Origin of the sequence: Paenibacillus zeisoli (genome assembly GCF_003994465.1) — a bacterium.
GTDB classification, from domain to species: Bacteria; Bacillota; Bacilli; order Paenibacillales; family Paenibacillaceae; genus Fontibacillus; species Fontibacillus zeisoli.
This window is the reverse complement of sequence record NZ_RZNX01000007.1, coordinates 162,585-183,989: the sequence shown is the minus strand read 5'-3', so window position 1 is coordinate 183,989 and position 21,405 is coordinate 162,585. Positions and strand designations below refer to the sequence as shown.

Genomic DNA, 21,405 nt, shown 5'->3' with positions numbered 1-21,405 from the left:
GCAACTTCACAATTTCTTAACAATATACACTTAGTCAAAAAAAGCGCCCAAATAAGGGCGCCTGCTTTAACTAAATTTATAAGGTCTTCGATGGGCTTTTCTCCCGGACAGGAGGAAGCAGCTTCTGCATATTCACTGTACGCACAATCTCCCAAGTCTCCGGCCGGGCAGGATCATACTGTTCCAAATAAGCAATAACTTCTTTGGTGATTGGGGTTGGCGTGGATGCGCCTGACGTAACCCCGACCTTGCTAACCCCCTCAAGCCATTCCCGCTTAAGTTCCGTAACGTCCGCAATCCGATAAGCTGTAACTCCCGCAATCTCTTCCGAAACCTGGGCAAGACGATTGGAGTTATTGCTGCGCGGATCCCCGACAACAATAACCAGATCGGTCTGACCAGCTTGCTCAGCCACGGCTTCCTGCCGGACCTGGGTAGCCAGACAAATCTCGTTGTGCACTTCAGCACCGGGATACTTCTCTACCAGTTTCTTGATAATATGCTTAATATCCCACTGGCTCATCGTAGTCTGATTCGTAATAATGATCCGGTCTGAGTCAAGATTCAGACGGTCAATCTCTTCTTCCCGCTCAATGAGATGCACATGCTCCGGTGCAATACCCATCGCGCCTTCAGGCTCGGGATGTCCCTTCTTACCGATATAGATAATCTCGTACCCTTCCGCGACCTTTTCTTCAATCAGAACATGCGTCTTGGTCACATCAGGACAAGTGGCATCCACCGTAGTAAGACCCTTATCTCTGGCGATCTTTCTTACCTCAGGAGATACCCCGTGGGCCGTAAAGATGACCGTTCCTTTGTCTACTTGACTTAATATTTCAAGCCGGTTAGCACCATCCAGCGTGATAATCCCTTCATCTTCAAAAGAATTAGTCACATGGCTGTTATGAACAATCATACCCAGTATATAAATCGGACGAGGAAGATCTAGGTTCTTAGCCGCTTGACGGGCCAGCACCATAGCATCCACAACGCCGTAGCAGTAGCCGCGCGGTGAGATTTTGACGACTTCCATGAAATTATACCCCGCTTTCTAGGAGCTGCATTGAACTCTATTTGCCAAACACCTTCAATTATACCCTATTGAAGCGGGGTCGGAAAGGCAGGGAGCCAGATTACAAAGGCTGTCCCTTCTCCCTTACGGGAGATGACTTCCACAGAACCGCGATGCTCATCGATGATCCATTTGGCGATCGAGAGCCCAAGTCCTGTCCCCTGGGTAACGCCCCGAGAGGGATCTGCACGATAAAACCGTTCAAATATGTGCGGAATATCCTTCTGGTCCATCCCAATCCCGGTATCTGCAATCCGGATTCCAATCTGGCCGCCTACCCGCACAGCATCGATCATCACTTTACCTTGAGGCGTGTATTTAAAGGCATTCTCAATAAAAATAAACAGCATTTGCTGCAAATAATCCCGGTTCCCCTCTACATATAAGCCAGCAATAGCGGAGAGATCCCCCTGAACCCAAGCCGCGGAACGGGTAAGGAACTGGGATCTGCGAATGACGTCCTGCACGATCGGAGACATAAGCAGCGGATCCTTGGTAATCGTCTGACCCGTATCAGCACGTGCCAGAGAGAGCATATCATTCACAAGTCGGCTCATTCGTTTGGATTCATCGGCGATATCGCTGATCGCTTCCATCGACAGGCTGCGAAGGCTTTGTTCATCCATCTGAAGACGTCCTTCCGCCTCCTGGTCCCAAGCCTTCTTCAGCAGATCCACATTTCCCCGTATAGTTGTCAGAGGAGTTCTAAGCTCATGAGAAGCGTCGGATACGAACCTGCGCTGGGTCGCATAAGCTTCTTCCAATTCCTTATAGAATCTGTCTGTCCTCGATAACATCTGATTCACCGTGCCAATCAGCTGCCCGATTTCATCATTTGGTCCCTCATAATCAATGCGGACACTCAGGTCATTTCCCGTCTGAATCTGATTAGCGGCTTCAATAACCTTGCCGATGGGACGCATGGATTTGCGGGCCAGGAACAATCCCAGGGTAGAAGCACATACTACCGTAATGAAGAATCCAAATACGAGGACCGTCTTCATCTGATCCATGAGCCGGTCTTCCGACATTGTATTTACAGCCAGTGACAGTACCCCAAAGGGCTGGTCGGCTGATGGCACAGGAAGTTCAAACAGAATAAAGGAATAGCCATTCTTGGTAAAAGCAGAGAACTTCCCCCCATTTACAAGGGCATTCTGCTTGGGCACCGGCAGACTTAAATTCCGATCTTGCAAGGCAGGAGCCAGACTGGTAATGCCAGTACCATAGAAGCTGTAAATCTGCCAGGAAATATTATTGTCTTCCAATCTGTTCTTCTGATCTCTGCTTAGTTGAAGATCAATATTCTGCCCGTCTGTATAGGTATCCAGATTGCGTATTTGATTCGCCTGCTCTACGATCTTCTTCTTGACCTCAGTGTAAATGTTATAGCGTACAAGTCCATAAATCGAAGCTCCGAACAACACCAGAGTTACGGCCAGTATGCAAGTATACCATGCGGTCAGCCGCCATCTTATGGACATGGTCAAGATTCCCCTCTCAGAATATATCCGGCTCCGCGGATCGTCTGAATTACCCGCTTCTGGCCCTGCTCCTCCGTTTTTTGTCTTAGCATTGCTATATAGACCTCAAGCACATTCGATTCCCCGCTGTAGTCGTAACCCCAGATTTTGTCCATAATCAGATCACGGGTTAAAAGACGCTTCGGATTCTGCATGAATAAGTACAGCAGCTCAAACTCCTTGGCGGTCAGCTCAAGTCTGCGCCCGGCTCTAATGACTTCCCTTGAATCATAGTCCAGAACGATATCCTCGAACACAAGCCGCTGCACATCTCCGTCTGCGGTACTCTCTTTACGCCGCAGTAATGCTCTGACTCTGGCCAGCAGTTCCTCCAGTGCGAAAGGCTTCACCAGATAGTCATCAGCTCCGAGATCAAGCCCCTTTACCCGGTTCTCTACTTCGTCCTTGGCGGTAAGCATAAGAATAGGAACGCTGCTCCCTCCCTCACGAATCCGCCTGCAGACTTCGAAGCCATCCACCTGAGGCATCATGACGTCCAGCACTACCAGATCGGGATCTGCCGTCAGCATCATTTGAAGCCCTTCCATGCCATTATGGGCGGAATACACATCATAGCCTTCAAAAGCCAGGCCCCGCCGCAGCATGGATATAATTTTCTCGTCATCATCAATGATCAGTATACTCGATCTCATAGGAACTCTCCTTTTGCATCCCAGACCCAAACGGCTGGTCCATCTCAACTACCTGTATTGTATCAAAATAAATCCCTTAATTTATAACCAAAAGGACAGCAATAGATTGGCTGTTCTATTGGTTGCTATAACCAAAAGGACAGCTTTGAGCTGGCTGGCCTTTTTGATGCTACAACAAGAAGCGGTAGGGTTCTCCCTGCCGCTTCTGCTTCTTACGTGCCCGGTATGTCTGCCCAGTTAACTTACTGCAGATTCTGGAAATTGTTCTTGTCGCCAATCGTTACGGTAACATCCAGCTTGCTGTCATTGCGTACCACGTTCAGCTTAACCTTATCTCCAACTTTGTGAGTCTGAATGTAGACAATCAAGTCTTCCTTGGTTGCAAAATTCTTGCCGTCGGCGCCGGTAATAATATCATATGGGCGAAGATCCGCACTGTAAGCAGGGGATTTGTATACAATCTCGGAGACTACAGAGCCTTCCTTGACATTCGTACCCATTTGCTTCGCAACCTCATCCGTTAGGGTCATCAGTGAAGCTCCGATGAATGGAACCGGCTTCTTGGGAATGGCCTGATTATTCTTCAATTTATCAAGGACTTCATTAATCGTGCTTGTTGGAATCGCAAAACCGATCCCTTGAGAGTTCTCGCTAACGGCTACGTTAATACCGATAACCTCACCTTTCAGGTTCAGCAGAGGTCCCCCGGAGTTACCCGGGTTGATCGAAGCATCCGTCTGCAGAAGGTTCTCGTATTTACGGTCCTTCTCCCCATTCTCGCCCGCAATCGAAATCTCACGACCTTTGGAGCTGAGGACCCCGGCCGTTACCGAATGGTCGAAGCCTTGCGGGTTACCGATAGCTACCAGCCATTCACCCACTTTGGTGTTGTCCGAACTTCCAAGTGGAATGGAAGGGAAGTTGCTGCCTTCAATTTTGAGAACGGCTAAGTCCAAGTCGTAGCTTGTGCCAAGCACTTTAGCTTCATAAGGCTTATTCGTGCCTTGGACGGTCACCTGTACGACATCCGCATTGTGAACTACATGTTCATTGGTGAGAATGTAGCCTGTTTTATCAAAAATAAAACCAGAACCCAATCCCGTCGGTACAAGCTGGTCACCTTGTGAAGTGGAACCCGATCCACTACCTCCGCTCTGCCCGTCACCGCCAAAGATCCCGCTGTCTCCACCGAAGAAGAATTGGTTGAACGGATCCATATTGCCGCTTCCCTGGCTTCCCTGGCTCTGCTTGCTGGACTTCACGAGCGTCTCAATCTTGACGACTGCTGATCCCGCATGATCTACGACATCACTGACATCGCCAGGATTGGTCATTGGGAATACCGCTTGAGTCGTCTTCGAGCCTGTGCTTTGCTCAGACTGTGCCGAACTGCTGCTGGCAGGATATGCGGCAACTGGTGTAGCCGCTTGATCTCCGGTGAACAAATTCTCTTTGTCAGCAAAAAACATCCCTCCGCCAAGGATCAGCATGCCTGCCAAGATACCGGCGATGACTGATTTTGCGGATGATTTCGGCTTGCTGTTGTTATATTGCCAGTTACCATTCCCTCTAGCCCCGCCTCCGGAACCTGTGCCTTGAGCTCCGCTGCCACCTTCGCTAGATGGGCGGATATCATAAGAGGTCATAAGCGGTCTCACCGGCTGGGGTGGTGTAATTTCAACATTGTTGTGATCGGAAGAAGGAATCTCTCTTCCAGCTTCTCTATTATCTTGACCATAAGATTGGAAGGGGCCATATGAATAGTATGATGAACCGGATTCTGTAGGCTGCTGCGGCTTATCTGATGCATTATCCCCAAAGCCCTGTCCGGGCTTGTTTCTTTGTTCGTCCATGGTTAATTATCCTCCTTATCCCATAAGTGTAAGGGATCTTGTTTACTTGTTCTTATTGTGTACTATAAACCTTAAACGTACCTTAAAAACAATTAAAAAGGAGATAAACCTTGCGGCTCTAAGAAACCCACCCTTGGCGGTGCGCATAGATTGCCAGCTGTGTACGATCCTCGAGTTCGCATTTCATTAATAGATTGCTAACATGCGTCTTCACGGTCTTGATGCTGATATGGAGCTCCTCTCCAATGTCCTTATTCGTCTTGCCTTCGGCGATCAGAAGCAGCACTTCCTTCTCGCGCTCGGTCAAGCCGGAATCATCATTCTGAACGGTCCGCTGACGAAGACCGCGTGTCAGTGCCTGCGCCACATCTCCTGTCATGACTGGCATGCCCTTAAAAGCACCCTGCAGCGCATAGATCAGTTCCTCTGCGGATACCGTCTTAAGAACATAACTGACCGCTCCGGCTTCTATAGCCTTAACAACAAGGTCATCCTCCAGAAAGCTGGTCAAGATAACAATCTTCAGATTGGGAAAACGGGCAAGCAGCGCTTTAGTGGCTTCAGCCCCGTTCATAACCGGCATCATCAAATCCATTAGAATAAGGTCCGGCATAACCCCGCCTTCCGTTCCGGTTAACCTATCAACCGCCTGCTGACCGTCACTCGCCTCCGCAATAACCTGAAACCGGGGATCCAGCATCAGGTAAGTTTTCAGTCCCATCCGAACCATGTCATGGTCATCCACAATCATAACCTTCACCGTTTCACCGCTCATATTCATCGCTCTCTTCCCGTTCTTCAAATTTAGGAATATGTACACGTATAGTCGTTCCTGCTCCAGGCTTGCTGATCACTTCAACATGACCGCCCAGCTTCTCGGCTCGCTCACGCATGGTCATTAGACCGTAGGAGCCCTGCCGTTGGTAATTGGAACTGAAGCCCTGCCCATCATCACTAATACTTAATACAACCTGCCTCGGCCCTTCGCGCAGCGACAGACTGACCAGGTTCGCTCCAGCATGCTTGACAATATTCGCCATAGCTTCTTGAATAATGAGGAAGAGCTGATGCTCCTTGGCATCGGACAGCTGACCCTGGATCTCTAGTTCCTTCATACCTTTCAGGTTATTCTGGCGGCAGTAATCCGGGAACCATTGATCCAGTGCCTCAGACAAGGTTTTGTCTACGAGCTCCATCGGTCTTAACTGGGCAATGAGAGCTCTCATCTGCTTCTGGGCAATCTGTGACATCTGAATCAACTGCTCCATGACTGCCGAGGCCTGTTCCTTATTAATCTCGAGTACCTTGGGCAGCGATGACGCTGCCATATGTATAGCAAAAAGCTGCTGACTGACGGTATCGTGCAGATCTCTGGCCAATCTGCGCCGCTCTTCAAGCACAGCCTTCTCGGAAGCCTGCTCCTTCTCGATGACCTCCTGCTCCCCAAGCTGCTGAAGGAGCTGCATCTTTTTCTCAACAGCCGCCATCATGGTATTGAACTCCAGATAAACACCGGCAAAGGTGGGATCTGGAATCGAAGGCATCCTGACATGAAGATTTCCCTTGGCCACCTGCAGCATATTCAAATGCAGCACATCGATCCTCCGCTGGATGCGTTGTCCGGCAAGATACCCAATAATGATCGAGAAAGCTACTATTCCCACGACGTAATAAACCCACATATGAGGATTCGTAATCTGAATATATCCCGATGAATTAAGGACAAAAAGGGCTGCCGCTGCCATACTTCCGGTCAGGAGAAAGTAGAACAGCAGCTCCCACTTGGTGCTTCTAAGATTTCGCAGCATCATATTTAGCCCACCATATTCACTCGAACATCTCCAACAAAGACACTGACGACGAGCTTCACTTTGCGGCTGGCTTCACCATAATGTGGCGAACTGGATTGTACATTACTGAGGAAGCCCCCCTGCTTCTCATTCAGCACCTTCATATCCCCGATGAACGAACTGGAGCTGACCGTGATAGCCACATCCATTTCATCAGGCATGAACACCTTCACATCACCAATAAAGGCTGACACATTAATCTGGGTCTCTCCATAAGGGATCTGAGCTTTGGTAAGGTCAATGATTGTATCTCCGATAAAATGAGAGACGTTCGTTGGCTTCAATTCGAAATAATCACGTCCAATATGCACGTCACCGATAAAGCCCGATTTGTTAATCCGCTCATGTCCATTGTAGGAGTTACCATAATTATAGTGATTGGATTTCCCTTTATCCTCCCACGGATTCATAGGCTGGGCAGGTGGCTTTTCACCGAATTTCTCTCCAAAGGCCTCATCCAGCGGGGATTTCATCTCCGGGTGAAATGGAGGCTGAGTAGGTGGATAAGGTGGATAAGGTGGATAAGGCGGCTCCGGAGGGAATGGGGTCTCGTGATTGTGGCGATCCCTGCGACGTTCCCTGCGCGATGAGCCATGTCTCGGCTTGAACAAAATGCACAGCCCTCCTAGGATAAGTGCAGCCGGACCGAAGAACCGGAAGAACTCGCCTGGAGACAAATCAATCACATCCAGATTTCTTCCAAGAAAGTACATACCGACAACAGTGACAATCAGACCACCTATAGCTGAAGAACCGTAACGTCTACCGTTAAACACCTGGGTAAGTCCAGCAATAATCACAAGGACCGGCCAAAAGGTTGAGAAAATGTATCCAATGCTGATCTCTGTGTAACCAAGCTGATTCAGCAGAAAGAGCGAACCGATTCCGATTAATACAAGGCCGCCCATATACCTACCAAAATGATTTCCCATAAACACGCCTCCAAATGATGTAAACTTTAGCTTGACTTAAGTGTACACCAGGAATGGTGAACTGCAACAGCGGCGTGAGGTTGAGCTTGGCCTCGGTCTTGAGACCGAGGCCATTTGATTTTTTTACCATATTAAGAGGTGAGGCTCTACAAATATAAAGAAGCTGCCCCATCTAACGATGGGACAGCTTCTTTGGCGCAGCGGATTAGCTGTTGCGGCGGCTGCGGCTTTGACGGCTGTTCTGCACAGAATTGTTGTTCAAAGAGCCCAGTTTGTTTGAACTGTTGCTCTCTTCAGCAAACTCTGCATTGAATTTCTCATCCGGTGTCTGGGAGTTTGTGTGAGTCTGACCCTCAGCGTGAGAAGCTCTAGCCTTTTGGGCTACAGTATTCATGTTACCCGTCTCCACTGCAAACTCTGCATCGTATTTCTCATTCGGAGTAAGGGATTTACCTTGTCCACCCATGCTGCCTTGATTCATTTGATTGTTGCGTGGCATATTGTGTCACCTCCTGTGATAATTGCAGGGTACTTGAGCACCCAGTCCATAGTATGGTTAACAGGGTGATCCATTATGCACTTTCCCACACATCCACAGGAACCTCTTTGTTCACCTGCATGACTTGTCCAAGCTCCTTAAGCATGGCCTCTGTCAGCTTACCTCGGCCGCGCTTTACCACTTGAACCTCAACCTTCTTCTTGCCCCACTCTTTGTACACCTGCTTCGTAGTGGAGAAATAGAGGTCGATCTTCTTTCCTTTGATCGCCGATCCCTTGTCGGCCACAACCCCATATCCATAGCCGGGAATATACAGAATGGTACCGATCGGGAACACCCTGAGATCGGCTGCGATGGTCGACACGGTCCGCTTATCTCTTCGCACTTTAACGCCTGAATACGTAATGCCATACTGCGGATGATTCCTGTTTTTACCGGTAGATTCAATGCCTGCAGTATATCCTGTTGCCATAACCGATACGGTTCTGATTACCCGCTCGTCATCAGGTGCAGCGAGCACGGTCGTCGATGGGTTGCCCCGGTTAATCTGCACGGATGATCTCACGGGTCTCTTCTTGCTTTGATTCTCTAACTTCCGGACACGATCACGAAATGATGGGACTACCACCCAATTGGGATGCATTGCCGTGCTGCTGCTTTTAACAATAGGACTCTTCCTGCTGCTATCTTTCTTACTATGAGATTCACTAAATTCCAAAGCTTTGCTAACAAACCGTTCGAACAGAGATAACGGCTTGAACTCGCTTGCGTATATCGTGCTGTCAGGTAACACCAGACTGAATATAATCATGGCCATCGTCAGTGTAATACTGAATTTTCTCCAAAAATAAATGCGATGCATATGAATATCTCCCCCTTATTCGAGAGGTTCTCCAGATGCACCGCATTTTATACTAGCCTATATCCAGTTTAACGAAAGTATTACAGCAATTGGGTTAACAGATTAACTCGTCCTAAATAACGTGATTGCGAATCTCTTCCTGCAGCAAAGCCACAGTCTCGTCAATCGTCTTGGCGCCAATATCCCCTTCACCGCGCTTACGAACCGAGACGGAAGCACTGTTCTTCTCGTTCTCACCAACGATGAACATGTACGGAACCTTCTCCAGCTGAGCCTCACGAATCTTGTAGCCCAGCTTCTCGTTACGCAGGTCCGCTTCTACACGAATGCCGCTGGATTGCAGCTTCTCAATGACTTCACGTGCATAGTCGTCAAAAGCACCCGATACCGGAATGACCTTCGCCTGTATAGGAGACAACCAGAGCGGAAGTGACCCAGCAAAGTTCTCCAGCAGGAAGGCGGTCATGCGCTCCATAGTACTGATGATTCCACGGTGGATTACAACAGGACGGTGCTTCTGACCGTCATCGCCAACATACTCAAGCTCGAAGCGTTCAGGCAGCAAGAAGTCCAGCTGTACGGTGGACAGCGTCTCTTCCTTGCCAAGAGCCGTCTTGATCTGCACATCCAGCTTAGGGCCATAGAAGGCCGCTTCGCCTTCCGCTTCAAAGAACGGAATATCCAACGACTCCACAACCTCACGCAGCATGCGTTGGGACATTTCCCACATCTCATCGTTCTGGAAGTATTTCTCCGTATCCTGAGGATCACGGTAAGACAGACGGAAGCGGTAATCGCGAATTCCGAAGTCATCGTATACATGCTGGATCAGACGGATGACGCGCGCGAACTCATCCTTAATCTGATCCGGACGGCAGAAGATATGCGCATCGTTCAGTGTCATGGCACGAACACGATGCAGCCCGGTTAACGCCCCGGACATTTCATAACGATGCATCAGACCCAGCTCCGCGATCCGGACTGGAAGATCACGGTAAGAACGCATATCGCTCTTGTAGACCATCATATGGTGAGGGCAGTTCATCGGACGAAGAACGAGCTCCTCGTTATCGAGAACCATCTTAGGGAACATATCCTCTTGGTAGTGTTCCCAGTGACCTGATGTTTTGTACAGCTCCACGTTCCCCATTACTGGAGTGTATACATGCTGGTAGCCAAGTCTTTCTTCAAGATCAACAATGTAACGCTCCAGCGTGCGGCGCAGCTTCGCCCCGTTCGGCAGCCAGATTGGCAGACCTTGTCCAACAAGATTCGAGAAGGTGAAGATCTTCAGCTCTTTGCCGAGCTTGCGGTGATCGCGCTTCTTCGCTTCTTCAAGCAGGTGGAGGTGATTATCAAGCTCCGCCTTCTTCACGAACGCCGTACCATAGATCCGCTGCAGCATTTTGTTCTTGCTGTTCCCGCGCCAGTAAGCGCCAGCTACGCTGAGCAGCTTGAACACTTTGATCTTGCCAGTGGAAGGCACGTGAGGGCCGCGGCACAGATCGAAGAACTCGCCTTGATCATAAATGGTGATAATGCTGTCTTCCGGAAGATCACGAATAAGCTCCAGCTTATAAGGATCTTCAAGCTCCGCAAAAATATCCAGAGCTTCCTGACGGCTTACTTCGCGGCGGGTAATCGGCAGATTCTCGCCGATGATGCGCTCCATTTCTTTCTCGATCTTCTGCAGATCTTCGGGATTAAGCGGGTGTTCCAGATCCATATCATAATAGAAGCCGTCCTCAATAACCGGCCCGATTCCAAGCTTGACTTCCTTATTGCCGAACAGACGCTTTACCGCCTGTGCCAGCAAGTGGGCTGAGCTGTGACGCATCATCTCAAGTCCATCCTGGGAATCCAGGGTGATAATTTCAATTTGCGCACCTTCAACCAGCTTCGTATTCAGATCAACCACTTGTCCATTCAGCTTGCCGCCAACAGCGTTCTTGCGGAGACCACTGCTGATGGATGCTGCCACATCTTCAAAAGTGCTGCCTTCGGCATACTCCCGTACGGAGCCGTCCGGCAATTTAATAGATACTGCCATGTTCATCTTCCTCCTCCAAAATAAATCCGTTCTTCATCGAAGCGGACAACAAAAAACACCCGCCCCAAAAAGGGACGAGTGTATGATTACCCGTGGTTCCACCCTAATTTGACTATCGCTGTAATGGATAATGATCTTCACAGCTGAAGTCCTTCATTAGCATTCTGTAACGTGAATGATCCGGCGGTTCTTACTGAATTCGAATCGAAGATCCGAATGTGTTCGGAGCCGCAGCTACAAAGGGGTAGAATAAAGTCGAAGCGGAGGAAATTTCAGCCTAGGTTCCTCTCTCTGCACGTTCCGTTGTACCTTATTCCATATCTTTATCATGGCTGTTCCTAAAAATACAATTTCTTCAGTTATTATATCGTTACAAATGAAGACCAGTCAAGGTGTGCAGCCCCTTTTGTACGGCATACTGCCCATTACGGCCCCTGGTTCCCCTGCTTGCGCCCTCTATCAAGAGATGCCTTGCACCGCGGGCAGTATTCGCACATTTCAATCCGTTCTCCAAAAATTTGCCGGATTGTCGAAATGATCTGTATCTCCGGTTCCCGGGTGTGAACAATGATCCGGCCAGGGGACAAGGAGATGAGCGAGCTGACAATGACATCCTCAAGCTCAAGCTCGTTATCGGCGATTCGGGCTACAACCCCTTCCACTACGGCGGCTTCGAGCGGCATCATGTGTTCGTTATATATCGTAAACTCACTTCCGCCCGTGTGCATCAAGTGCACCACTTCGATCTGAGTCTCCTGAAAATGCACGAAATATTTCAGTAAGCCGATAAATTCCTCATACTGCTTATCGAGCAAATACTCATCGACCACATAATCCAGAGTTTCCCTGATCTGATCCAGATACTCCTTCATCCGGAAAGTCATAAATCCATCCAGATTCAGTTCGGTATTCTCTTCAAGAAAATGACGAATGTGCACCGCGAGCTGTCCGCACCGCCGGTTGCGTACTTCTATTCCCTCAATCTCCGGGGTAAGTAAATGAAGACAGGAGTCCACAATTACCGTCCGATCCTCTTCCTCTGTAAAATCATATTCCCTGGAGACTAGCCGTCTTACTATGTCTGCTTCCTTCTCTGCAATCACATACTCAGCAAGGGCATAAGACAGCTTCTCGCGGATTGTAATTGAGCGCTTCGCAAAGCTGTAGGCGGTCTCATCTCCTTCAAATACAGCACTTATCCTATCGCCGCTAGTAACAAAGCTCAATTTGAACTCCGATTTGTCTCTATGTAAACCGTTAAACTTACGCCGGATAAGACGGGCGAACCGGTCTGCCTCTTTTTTGCTTCCCACAGCAGCCGTTACCACACAGAATTCCATGGCCTTGCCTCCTTCCCTTCTCTCTCCAAAGTATATGGTGAGACCAGGGAGGATATACGGGAGGGACGTATGGAAAAGAATGCAGGGAAAAGGGGCCATTCCGCTTGATTCCTAATGCCCATTAACCCCTAAGTATGCAGTAATCCGTCAGCTTACAGCCGTTTCATCCTAGTTAATTAATAGGAATTAACTATTCTTCTTTTTTATACAATTCCATACAATTGAAGTGAATTGCAGCCTATTTTTTCAAAATCGGAGGATGACATATCAGTGCAGCTTACACGGCCGTTTTTTCAATGGAAAAGAATTGCGGTAACAGGACTAGCGTTGCTTAGCCTTATGATCAGCTGGAGCTTCAATCCAGCCTATGCCGATTCGGCAAATGGATGGGTATTGGTACAGGATACGACTGGAATCGCAAAAAAAGCAGTACATACGAAGGACGGCGGGTTTGCGATGCTCCAGGCTACAAACAAGGAATTCATCTTGACGAAGACAAGTTCAGAAGGAGCCATTGAATGGATCCGCACTTTGACACCGGAGCTGCCAACGAATTCAAGCTTTGAGCGGTATTTCTCCGAAAATTCGAATTGCTCCCTGCAGGAAGCTCATAATGGCGGATTTGTTATCACCGGAACCAGTGATTGGTACAAACTTACGGACTTTTTCATGGTAACTACAGATGCCGAAGGCCACTATTTAGACACGAAAATACTTTCCAGCAATCGGTCTGGCTCCTTGCAATCCTTCCGCATTACTGAAGACGGCGGTTACATCCTTGCGGCCCAGGTCGAGAGAAATATGGCTTCAGAGGTCATGATCAAGAAGTTCAATGCTGGCGGGGATTTAATATGGGAGAGCTACCATCCGTATAACCCGGCGGGGCCAAATCCAACTTTGCAGATAACCCAGGACGGAGGTTATGTAATTCCCGGATATACGATTACAAAGCTGGATTCGTCAGGTCAGGAATTATGGAACCGAAGCAACCCAGACTTGTTCCCCAGCGGAAGCCGCGTGATTGAGGCGCCGGATCATAACCTGATTGATGTTAAGGTAACCGGAAATACACTTATGGCATCCAAAATCGATCAGAACGATCATGTTCTGTGGAGCACGGACATCGAGACAGGAATCAATATTACGGTCGAAGATGTACAGCTTACTAAAGAAGGGGATCTGTACATTGGGGGGAATATTATGGCTGCACATGCCCTGGAGAATGAATATGTTGTTGTCCTTCATGAGGATGGAACCCAAGGGGACTTCAAGTACTTGGGAGGAGGCTGGACCCAAGAATTTTTGAAGCAAGTGATTCCCCTCCCCAACAAAGAATTTGCCACATATGGAACTTCGGACGGGTACGGGTATTTAGTGAAAATAACCCCGCAAGCTCCTGAACCGGACTCTGATCATCCGGAGGTCCAGCTTAAGTTAGATTCTATCTCCTATAGCCTGATTCCAGGCGATACACTGGACACCCATTTAATCGTTCAGGATCAACAGGGCGGATCAAAGGACGTTACCTCCCAGGGAAAATATGTGATCGATGATAGAAGCATCGTCCAGGTTGACGAGGCCGGGAACATTACCGGAATTCGTCCAGGTGAGACGACACTTCATGCTTCCTATCAAGATCAAACCGTGACTGCGAAAATTTATGTGTTCAAGCCCGCGGTTAATGGGCTTAAGCTGGATTCAGACGAATACAGTCTGCTGCCCGGCGAGTCGCTGGATACCCGTCTAACAATCAAAGATGGAGCCGGAACGAAAGACGTTACCTTAAAAGGAACCTATTCTACCGGGAATCCGAAAGTTGCGGTGGTAGATAGTGAAGGTAACCTTACAGCGGTCGGGCACGGTGAGACCGTACTCACGGCAAGCTATCAGGGCGTCGAGATCAAAGCGAAAGTGATTGTGTATTAAGATAGAGTAAAAAGGCGCAGCTCCCTTTAGGGTTCCTGCGCCTTTCATTTGCCAAATCTGATTATGTCCTCTAGTTCATTCCATATTGTATTGGTTATAAAATTAAAAAATTAGTTCTGCATCACAAAATCATTCTCGACATTCGCACTCTCATCATCGAACACGCGAAGAATGTCGTAACGGGTATTCCGCTGCGCAGGAATCTTGCCGGCTTCGCGGATCAGCTGCAGAATTGAGCCGATGTTCACTTTGTGCGTTGCCCCTGCGGACGAGACCACGTTCTCTTCAATCATCGTACTGCCGAAGTCATTGCAGCCATACTGAAGGGAGAGCTTGCCGACTTCAGGTCCCATCGTTACCCAGGAGGACTGGAAGTTCTTGATATTATCCAGCGTGATCCGGCTGATCGCTACGGTCTTCAGGTACTCCTCCGGTGTCTGGCGATCCAGCTTCAGGTTCGTATTATCCGGCTGGAACGTCCATGGAATGAAGGCCAGGAAGCCTTCGGAATCGTAGCCATTCTGGATGCATTCATCCTGCGCGTCACGTACGCGGTGTAGATGCAGCGCGCGTTCTTCCATCGTCTCGCCGAGGCCGATAACCATGGTCGCCGTAGTGTTCATGCCGACTTTGTGGGCTGTCTTCATGACATCCATCCATTCCGTCCAAGAGCCCTTAAGGCGGCTGATTTTGCGCCGTGTCCGGTCGTCCAGAATTTCAGCTCCGCCGCCCGGCAGGGAATCAAGACCCGCTTCGTGAATCTGACGTACAACTTGTTCGAGGGTAAGCCCATCCGAGACAACAACCATCTTCTGAATCTCCGCCGGGGAGAACGAGTGCATCGTAATCTCCGGGAAGCGCTGCTTGATCGCACGCAGCAGATCCGTATAATAGCTGAACGGCAGGTTCGGATTCGTACCGCCCTGCATCAGAATTTCGGTTCCACCCACATCCATCGTCTCCTGGATCTTCTGGAAGATCACTTCATCCGGCAGCACATACCCCTCTTCCGAACCCGGTCTGCGGTAAAAGGCACAGAATCGGCAGTACACATCACATACGTTCGTATAGTTAATATTCCGCCCAATCACAAAGGTAGCGATAGGATCGGGATGCATGCGGTTCATGAGAATATTGGCGGTATGCCCCATCTTCTCAACTTCATTGGATTCAAATAGAGCCGTAGTATCCTCAACCGTAAGGCGTTCGCCCTGAAGTGCTTTATTCAAAATTGAGTCTATCATACAGAACCTCCTAACAAGAGTCTGGTAATTATATTCATTATTTCATCGTAACATACCCGCCCAAGAAAAACAGCACCCGAAACGTCCGGGTGCTTATACTAAATCAAGGAATTTGAACATTTATTGAACTAAATTTCAGTGGAACAATGCATGGGCCTCTGACAAATTAACTGTTCTGAAGCGCCTGCTCCAGATCTGCAATCAGATCATCTATATCCTCAAGACCGACAGAGAAGCGCAGCAGCCCATCTGTAATTCCACGTTCGGCACGCACTTCAGCAGGCATAGAGGCATGAGACATCATAGCCGGATACGATAAAATACTTTCCACAGCGCCCAGGCTCACCGCAACGAGCGGCAGCTTCACACGGCTGAGCAGCTGCTTTGCGCGCTCACCGGAACCCACGTCGAAGGATACGACCGCGCCATAGCCGGTCGACTGCTTCTCCTGCACTTCCCGGCCCGGATGCTCCGGCAGGCCGGGGTAATACACAGCGCCGATGTCATCCCGGCTGCTGAGCCAATCCGCGAGCTTGCGCGCGCTGATCTCGCTGTGCGCCATACGCGCAGCCAGCGTCTTCATGCCGCGCATAAGCAGCCATGAATCCTGGGCACCGAGCACCGTGCCCAGACCATTTTGCAGATACTTGAGCTGCTTAGCAAGCTCTTCGCTGCCTGCCACGGCAAGACCGGCCAGCACATCACTATGGCCCCCAAGGAACTTGGTCGCACTGTGCAGCACAATATCTACACCCAGCTCAAGCGGACGCTGGTAATAAGGGGTCATGAACGTATTGTCGACAATGCTGAGCAGGCCCTTTTCCTTGGCCCACTCCGCCACTGCTCCGATATCTGTGATCTTTAGCGTTGGATTCGATGGCGTCTCCATATATACGGCTTTGGTGTTCGGCTTCAGCGCGGCCTTAACCGCGTCCAGATCTGTCATATCGACGAACGTGGTCTCAATATTCATCCGGCTGAGGATGGTAGTCAACAGCCGGTATGTACCGCCATATACATCTTCCGTTACGATAATATGATCCCCTGCCGAGAGCAGCATGAAGGTCGATGAGATCGCGGACATCCCGGTAGAGTAGGCAAAGCCGCGAACCCCGCCTTCAAGCACGGCAATATAGTCTTCTAGTGCCTGACGAGTCGGGTTGCCCGACCGGCTGTAATCATGAACCGGTGGATTAAAGATATCATGATGGTGGAACGTAGAGGCCTGGTAGATCGGCACACTGGATGCGCCGGTAGCCTCGTCCACTTCCGTTCCGAAATGCAGCAGCTTGGTATCGAATTTCCGTTCTTGTCCGCTCATTATCCTTGTCCTCCTTCAATTTCGGCCCGTGCCGCTTCGATAGCCTGATCCAGATCGGCAATCAGATCATCCACATGCTCCACACCGACCGAGAAGCGAAGCAGACGATCGTCCACGCCCACGGCTTCACGAATCTCGAGCGGAATATCCGCGTGGGTCTGAATAGCCGGGTAGGTCATCAGCGATTCCACACCGCCCAGGCTCTCCGCGAAGGCGATCAGATTCAAGCTGCGCAGGATCGGCTCCACGAACCGGGCGTCACGAACTTTGAAGGAGAAGATCCCCGTGTTGCCGCTCGATTGTCTGCTTTGGATGGCATGGCCAGGGTGATCCGATAGCCCTGGATGGAAGACTTCAGCGATCTCCGGATGAGCAACTAGATGTTTCGCAATCGCCAGTGCATTGCTCTCATGGCGGTCCATCCGAAGCGCAAGGGTCTTCATGCCGCGCATTAATTGGTAGGAATCCGTGGGCCCCAGAACAGCACCGATCGAGTTATGCAGGAAGGCAATCTCGTCGGACAGCTCTTTCCCTTTCGTTACAATCAGACCTGCGAGCACATCATTGTGACCACCCAGGTATTTGCTCGCACTGTGAATGACAATATCCGCTCCAAGCTCAAGCGGCCGCTGGAAATACGGGGTCATCAGCGTATTGTCCACGACGCTCAGGATCCCATGCCGCTTGGCCCAGATACAGACAGCTTCGATATCGGTTATCATCATTAGAGGATTGGTCGGGGTCTCGACAATCAGCGCTTTGGTGTTCGGCTGACGTACCTGCTCCAGCGCATCCAGATCATTTGTATCCACATAAGATGCTGTGATTCCGTATTTGCCAAGAATCCGCTCGATTAACCGGTAGGTTCCGCCATAAAGATCGAGAGACACAATCAGATGATCCCCTTGCGCGAACAGTGTGAAGATGGTCTGGAGAGCCGCCATACCTGAACTGCAGGCAAAGCCGGCATCCCCGGATTCCAGCGCCGCCGCCGCATCCTCCAGCACTTTCCGTGTTGGACTCTTCGTACGGGAATAATCAAAGCCCGTGCTCTGGCCAAGACGCGGATGGCGAAAAGCCGTAGCCTGGTAGATTGGATAATTCACCGCACCAGTGACAGGCTCTTCCACCGAGCCAATTTGTGCTAGCCTGCTCTCAATATGAAGCTTTTGATCTGACATATACTTAGACAACCCCCTAATTTAGATGTGATAGATATATTCAGCGTTCTCTTCCATATCGTAAGGTGTTTCTTGATACACATAGTAATTGAGCCAATTGGAAAATAATAAGTTAGCATGCGCCCGCCAGGTCGATGGCGGCGTCCGTGTCGGATCATCTTTAGGGAAGTAGTTGACCGGAAACGCGACTTCAAGGCCCCGGCTCACATCGCGGTCATATTCCCACTTGAGGGATAACGGATCATATTCCGAGTGACCAGTCACGAAGATCTGCTTCCCGTCCTTGGTCGCCACAAGATAGATTCCGGCATCCTCCGATTCAGCCAGAATTTCAAGGTCCGGCTTGTTCTCGATGTCCTCTCTGCGGACTGAGGTGTGACGGGAATGCGGTACATAGAACAGCTCGTCGAATCCGCGCAGCAGCTTAACATTAGGAATATTAATCGTGTGCGGGAACACCCCGAAGCATTTATCTGGCAGCGCGATCTTCGGCACGCCAAAGTGGTGATACAGTCCAGCTTGGGAAGCCCAACATATATGAAGCGTTGAAGTGACGTGTGTCTTCGTCCAATCAAAGATCTCCTTCAGCTCTTCCCAGTAATTGACTTCTTCGAAATCCAGCTGTTCAACAGGAGCCCCTGTGATGATCATTCCATCGAAGCGGTGCTTCTTGATCTCATCGAAAGTCTTGTAGAACATCTCCAAGTGCTGGGCCGAAGTATTCTTGGAGGTATGAGAACGCGGATGAAGCAGAACGATCTCCACCTGAAGAGGAGTATTCCCCAGCAGCCGCAGGATTTGCGATTCTGTAGTCTCCTTGGTAGGCATCAAATTAAGAATCGCGATTCGTAGCGGACGAATATCCTGTTCGTAAGCACGGCTTTCATCCATCACGAAGATGTTCTCGTTCACAAGCACTTCCTTGGCGGGCAGGCTGTCAGGTATTTTGATTGGCATTTGTGTTCACTCCTTCTTGGTATGAGTGCGATTTCCTATTGTCAAAAGCGGGTGCATACAGAAAATGACCCTTCTCATACATAGAGAAAGGTCATATCGGATATATATATGCGCCTCTCTCATCTCTCAGAGACCCAGGCTCCACTTACGTATGCCTGTAGTTCTGCAAGAATTAGCACCGTGCGATCACTCGCCGGTTGCCGGGTTTCATCGGGCTGGTCCCTCCACCTACTCTTGATAAGAATTCGCGTATGAAGTTAATTTTTTGTGTGGTCAAATGTGACCACTCGACTTGACTGAGAGAAGACTATTTGTTCTTCATCCTGATCTTAATTATACAGAATTTATTCCGTAAGGCAAGATGCTTCGTTAGATATGGTGTATAAATATGATTCGGCAATAGTTGAGGTAATTGAAAGATCTTGAAGAGTAAATACCTCAAGGTCGAGTTACAGTTTTATTCTACATCAATAAGGTAGCTCACAAACTCTTCATGTAGAGCTACATTTTCCTTTAATGAATCTTTTGTAAAAATATCAATGAGGTCAAGTCTCAATTTGTCTGCAAGCGCATCCCCACCATCAATCTGTATTACACCCCTAATAAGCTCATCCTGAACCTTCCTGAATGCTTCTTGTTCTTCAACAGCAGATAGCTTAGGTTGCAGCAGTCTGAATTCCGACTCATTTTCAGTCCAAATCAAATCCGTTATCGGGACCAGACTCTCTGTAGCTTGACTTGTCCAGTAGTCTTTTATTAATTTCAAATTTCAAACAATAACTTTCGTCTGTCCAACATACTACCTCCTTATTGCTTGTACCAATGATCGTACTGTGAGTCGATCTGCTTAGCAAAAGCTTTTATTCCCAGTACTATTGGCTTTCTCTCAAGTGATTTTTCCATCTTCCTCGCAGTAGAAACTTTTGTTAGTTCCGCCTCGTAGGGTACATGCTCCTTATAGTGTAAAATATTACTTATTCAATATATGGTACTTGTTCACACATTCACTCGCTTTGAGAAAGAAGCCACTTGAGTTTTTTTTACACTAACTCTTTCGGGACGTGCCGCCTGATTCATTCGTCACTGGGGGTACAATCAAGAAAAAGAAAACCACATGGAGTTGTTACACTCACATGTGGTAATACCTTAACTTATTCCCCGGAAAAATTATTAGTAATTGGTTGACTCCCATTCCAATTTAGCAGTTTTATATTATATTGCTTTAATAATTGCTCTGCGCGTATTCCACTTTCAGTGGTAAACCTTCCATCTCTTGAAATTATAATGGCATTAGGAAAACTACTATCATTCTTACTACTACCTGAATCACCCATGTAGTATTCTGCACTCCCAGGAACAAATTCTATTTCTTTGGTTTCACATAATTTTAGTAATATTATGCTCTTACTCCCACTAGCTAACCTTTGATTCCATTTGCGATACTTCCCCCTTCCTTCATCTGCGCCAAAACCATCAAATTCACATATTAATTTATCTTCTATAACCATTCGAGTCCCATTCAGTTCATATTCCAATCGAAATGGAAATTCTCCATATATGATGGACGGTCTCGTTGGATTCGGGAGCGAATGGATTCCAGTAAGCAAGGATAACCAAGGCCATGCCACATAGACAATTGATGCAAGCACTAATAAACATACCCAACCTGTTGCGATAATCATTATTTTTTTCATTTTTTACCTTCAAGGGCTTTCTTAACCGCATTCATTGAATGATTTAAAATGCGTTTATTCATGATTGCATCGGCCCCTTTGCTAAAATTTTCAAATAATCCAAACATACTCCTACGAATTCCCAATAATAATTCAAAGGTTCGCATAAGTATTATCTTTCTCTTCTAATTATGAAATCAATTATAAAAATTGCCAATTTTCCTCCTTATTATTGATGATAAAACTTTAAATGAAAACGGGTGTAATTTGTATGGTTTTATCTTTAGTTGTCGAATACTACAAAAGTTAGTAAGAAGTCATCTCTCATATCTTATCTTGTCTAAAATGCTTTAATACAAGGCATTTCAGATACCACAGTAAGAAATTAGATGTAATTTGTTGAGTTTAGGGAGAGTGTTAGATTCGGTAAATGGAGATCAAAAGAGGGGAAACATAATGTAACTCT

The 21,405-nt window shown here is 48.4% G+C and carries 18 protein-coding genes and 1 riboswitch; of the genes, 1 reads left to right on the top strand and 17 read right to left on the bottom strand.

Annotation, left to right across the window (positions count from 1 at the left end):
• Positions 1-76 precede the first annotated feature (76 nt).
• From EJP77_RS15920 to EJP77_RS15870, 11 genes are all read right to left on the bottom strand, one after another.
• Positions 77-1,036, bottom strand: coding sequence for a 4-hydroxy-3-methylbut-2-enyl diphosphate reductase (locus EJP77_RS15920; RefSeq protein ID WP_127200224.1), 960 nt, complete (start codon positions 1,034-1,036; stop codon positions 77-79).
• Between the two features lie 65 nt (positions 1,037-1,101).
• Positions 1,102-2,559, bottom strand: coding sequence for a HAMP domain-containing sensor histidine kinase (locus EJP77_RS15915; protein WP_127200223.1), 1,458 nt, complete (start codon positions 2,557-2,559; stop codon positions 1,102-1,104).
• A 2-nt stretch (positions 2,560-2,561) separates the two neighbouring features.
• The gene (locus EJP77_RS15910; protein ID WP_127200222.1) at positions 2,562-3,251 is read right to left on the bottom strand and encodes a response regulator transcription factor; all 690 of its coding nucleotides are present in this window, start codon (positions 3,249-3,251) and stop codon (positions 2,562-2,564) included.
• A gap of 242 nt (positions 3,252-3,493) precedes the next feature.
• Positions 3,494-5,104: a S1C family serine protease gene (locus EJP77_RS15905; RefSeq protein ID WP_127200221.1), complete on the bottom strand. Its 1,611-nt coding sequence runs from the start codon at positions 5,102-5,104 to the stop codon at positions 3,494-3,496.
• 118 nt (positions 5,105-5,222) lie between these two features.
• A complete protein-coding gene (locus EJP77_RS15900) occupies positions 5,223-5,879 on the bottom strand; it encodes a response regulator (protein ID WP_127200220.1) in 657 nt (218 codons plus the stop codon).
• On the bottom strand, positions 5,869-6,912 hold the full coding sequence (locus EJP77_RS15895) for a sensor histidine kinase (RefSeq protein ID WP_127200256.1): 1,044 nt from the start codon (positions 6,910-6,912) through the stop codon (positions 5,869-5,871). The genes EJP77_RS15900 and EJP77_RS15895 overlap by 11 nt, the downstream gene beginning before the upstream one ends.
• A gap of 5 nt (positions 6,913-6,917) precedes the next feature.
• Positions 6,918-7,886, bottom strand: a complete 969-nt coding sequence (liaF, locus tag EJP77_RS15890) for a cell wall-active antibiotics response protein LiaF (protein ID WP_127200219.1) — start codon at positions 7,884-7,886, stop codon at positions 6,918-6,920.
• 205 nt (positions 7,887-8,091) lie between these two features.
• Entirely contained in the window at positions 8,092-8,385 is a 294-nt protein-coding gene (locus EJP77_RS15885) for a hypothetical protein (RefSeq protein ID WP_185897373.1), read from the bottom strand.
• Between the two features lie 73 nt (positions 8,386-8,458).
• Entirely contained in the window at positions 8,459-9,028 is a 570-nt protein-coding gene (locus EJP77_RS21015) for a 3D domain-containing protein (protein WP_127200255.1), read from the bottom strand.
• 331 nt (positions 9,029-9,359) lie between these two features.
• A complete protein-coding gene (gene thrS / locus EJP77_RS15875; protein ID WP_127200218.1) occupies positions 9,360-11,297 on the bottom strand; it encodes a threonine--tRNA ligase in 1,938 nt (645 codons plus the stop codon).
• A gap of 425 nt (positions 11,298-11,722) precedes the next feature.
• Positions 11,723-12,637, bottom strand: coding sequence for a putative sporulation protein YtxC (locus EJP77_RS15870; protein WP_185897372.1), 915 nt, complete (start codon positions 12,635-12,637; stop codon positions 11,723-11,725).
• A 270-nt stretch (positions 12,638-12,907) separates the two neighbouring features.
• Here EJP77_RS15870 and EJP77_RS15865 point away from each other — a divergent pair, with 270 nt between their 5' ends.
• Positions 12,908-14,563: an Ig-like domain-containing protein gene (locus EJP77_RS15865; RefSeq protein WP_127200216.1), complete on the top strand. Its 1,656-nt coding sequence runs from the start codon at positions 12,908-12,910 to the stop codon at positions 14,561-14,563.
• Between the two features lie 110 nt (positions 14,564-14,673).
• Here EJP77_RS15865 and mqnC read toward each other — a convergent pair whose 3' ends face one another.
• From mqnC to EJP77_RS15835, 6 genes are all read right to left on the bottom strand, one after another.
• A complete protein-coding gene (gene mqnC / locus EJP77_RS15860; RefSeq protein WP_127200215.1) occupies positions 14,674-15,807 on the bottom strand; it encodes a cyclic dehypoxanthinyl futalosine synthase in 1,134 nt (377 codons plus the stop codon).
• 166 nt (positions 15,808-15,973) lie between these two features.
• Complete coding sequence (locus EJP77_RS15855; protein ID WP_127200214.1) at positions 15,974-17,128, bottom strand: trans-sulfuration enzyme family protein; 1,155 nt, start codon at positions 17,126-17,128, stop codon at positions 15,974-15,976.
• Positions 17,128-18,309: an aminotransferase class I/II-fold pyridoxal phosphate-dependent enzyme gene (locus EJP77_RS15850; protein ID WP_127200213.1), complete on the bottom strand. Its 1,182-nt coding sequence runs from the start codon at positions 18,307-18,309 to the stop codon at positions 17,128-17,130. The genes EJP77_RS15855 and EJP77_RS15850 overlap by 1 nt, the downstream gene beginning before the upstream one ends.
• 21 nt (positions 18,310-18,330) lie before the next feature.
• Entirely contained in the window at positions 18,331-19,266 is a 936-nt protein-coding gene (gene metA / locus EJP77_RS15845) for a homoserine O-acetyltransferase MetA (protein WP_127200212.1), read from the bottom strand.
• 116 nt (positions 19,267-19,382) lie between these two features.
• Positions 19,383-19,510: riboswitch (SAM riboswitch) on the bottom strand.
• Positions 19,511-19,723: 213 nt separating this feature from the next.
• Positions 19,724-20,032 (bottom strand): histidine kinase, encoded by a 309-nt coding sequence (locus EJP77_RS15840; RefSeq protein ID WP_127200211.1) that lies wholly within the window; start codon positions 20,030-20,032, stop codon positions 19,724-19,726.
• A gap of 385 nt (positions 20,033-20,417) precedes the next feature.
• Positions 20,418-20,960, bottom strand: a complete 543-nt coding sequence (locus EJP77_RS15835) for a hypothetical protein (protein ID WP_127200210.1) — start codon at positions 20,958-20,960, stop codon at positions 20,418-20,420.
• Between the last annotated feature and the right edge of the window lie 445 nt (positions 20,961-21,405).

Coding starts and splice junctions, on each gene's coding strand:
- EJP77_RS15905 (WP_127200221.1), bottom strand. CDS start 5,104: ATGGACGAACAAAGAAACAAGCCCGGACAGGGCTTTGGGGATAATGCA.
- EJP77_RS15915 (WP_127200223.1), bottom strand. CDS start 2,559: ATGTCCATAAGATGGCGGCTGACCGCATGGTATACTTGCATACTGGCC.
- EJP77_RS15870 (WP_185897372.1), bottom strand. CDS start 12,637: ATGGAATTCTGTGTGGTAACGGCTGCTGTGGGAAGCAAAAAAGAGGCA.
- liaF (WP_127200219.1), bottom strand. CDS start 7,886: ATGGGAAATCATTTTGGTAGGTATATGGGCGGCCTTGTATTAATCGGA.
- metA (WP_127200212.1), bottom strand. CDS start 19,266: ATGCCAATCAAAATACCTGACAGCCTGCCCGCCAAGGAAGTGCTTGTG.
- EJP77_RS15910 (WP_127200222.1), bottom strand. CDS start 3,251: ATGAGATCGAGTATACTGATCATTGATGATGACGAGAAAATTATATCC.
- mqnC (WP_127200215.1), bottom strand. CDS start 15,807: ATGATAGACTCAATTTTGAATAAAGCACTTCAGGGCGAACGCCTTACG.
- EJP77_RS15835 (WP_127200210.1), bottom strand. CDS start 20,960: ATGAAAAAAATAATGATTATCGCAACAGGTTGGGTATGTTTATTAGTG.
- EJP77_RS15920 (WP_127200224.1), bottom strand. CDS start 1,036: ATGGAAGTCGTCAAAATCTCACCGCGCGGCTACTGCTACGGCGTTGTG.
- EJP77_RS15850 (WP_127200213.1), bottom strand. CDS start 18,309: ATGTCAGATCAAAAGCTTCATATTGAGAGCAGGCTAGCACAAATTGGC.
- EJP77_RS15885 (WP_185897373.1), bottom strand. CDS start 8,385: ATGCCACGCAACAATCAAATGAATCAAGGCAGCATGGGTGGACAAGGT.
- thrS (WP_127200218.1), bottom strand. CDS start 11,297: ATGGCAGTATCTATTAAATTGCCGGACGGCTCCGTACGGGAGTATGCC.
- EJP77_RS21015 (WP_127200255.1), bottom strand. CDS start 9,028: ATGCATCCCAATTGGGTGGTAGTCCCATCATTTCGTGATCGTGTCCGG.
- EJP77_RS15895 (WP_127200256.1), bottom strand. CDS start 6,912: ATGCTGCGAAATCTTAGAAGCACCAAGTGGGAGCTGCTGTTCTACTTT.
- EJP77_RS15855 (WP_127200214.1), bottom strand. CDS start 17,128: ATGAGCGGACAAGAACGGAAATTCGATACCAAGCTGCTGCATTTCGGA.
- EJP77_RS15900 (WP_127200220.1), bottom strand. CDS start 5,879: ATGAGCGGTGAAACGGTGAAGGTTATGATTGTGGATGACCATGACATG.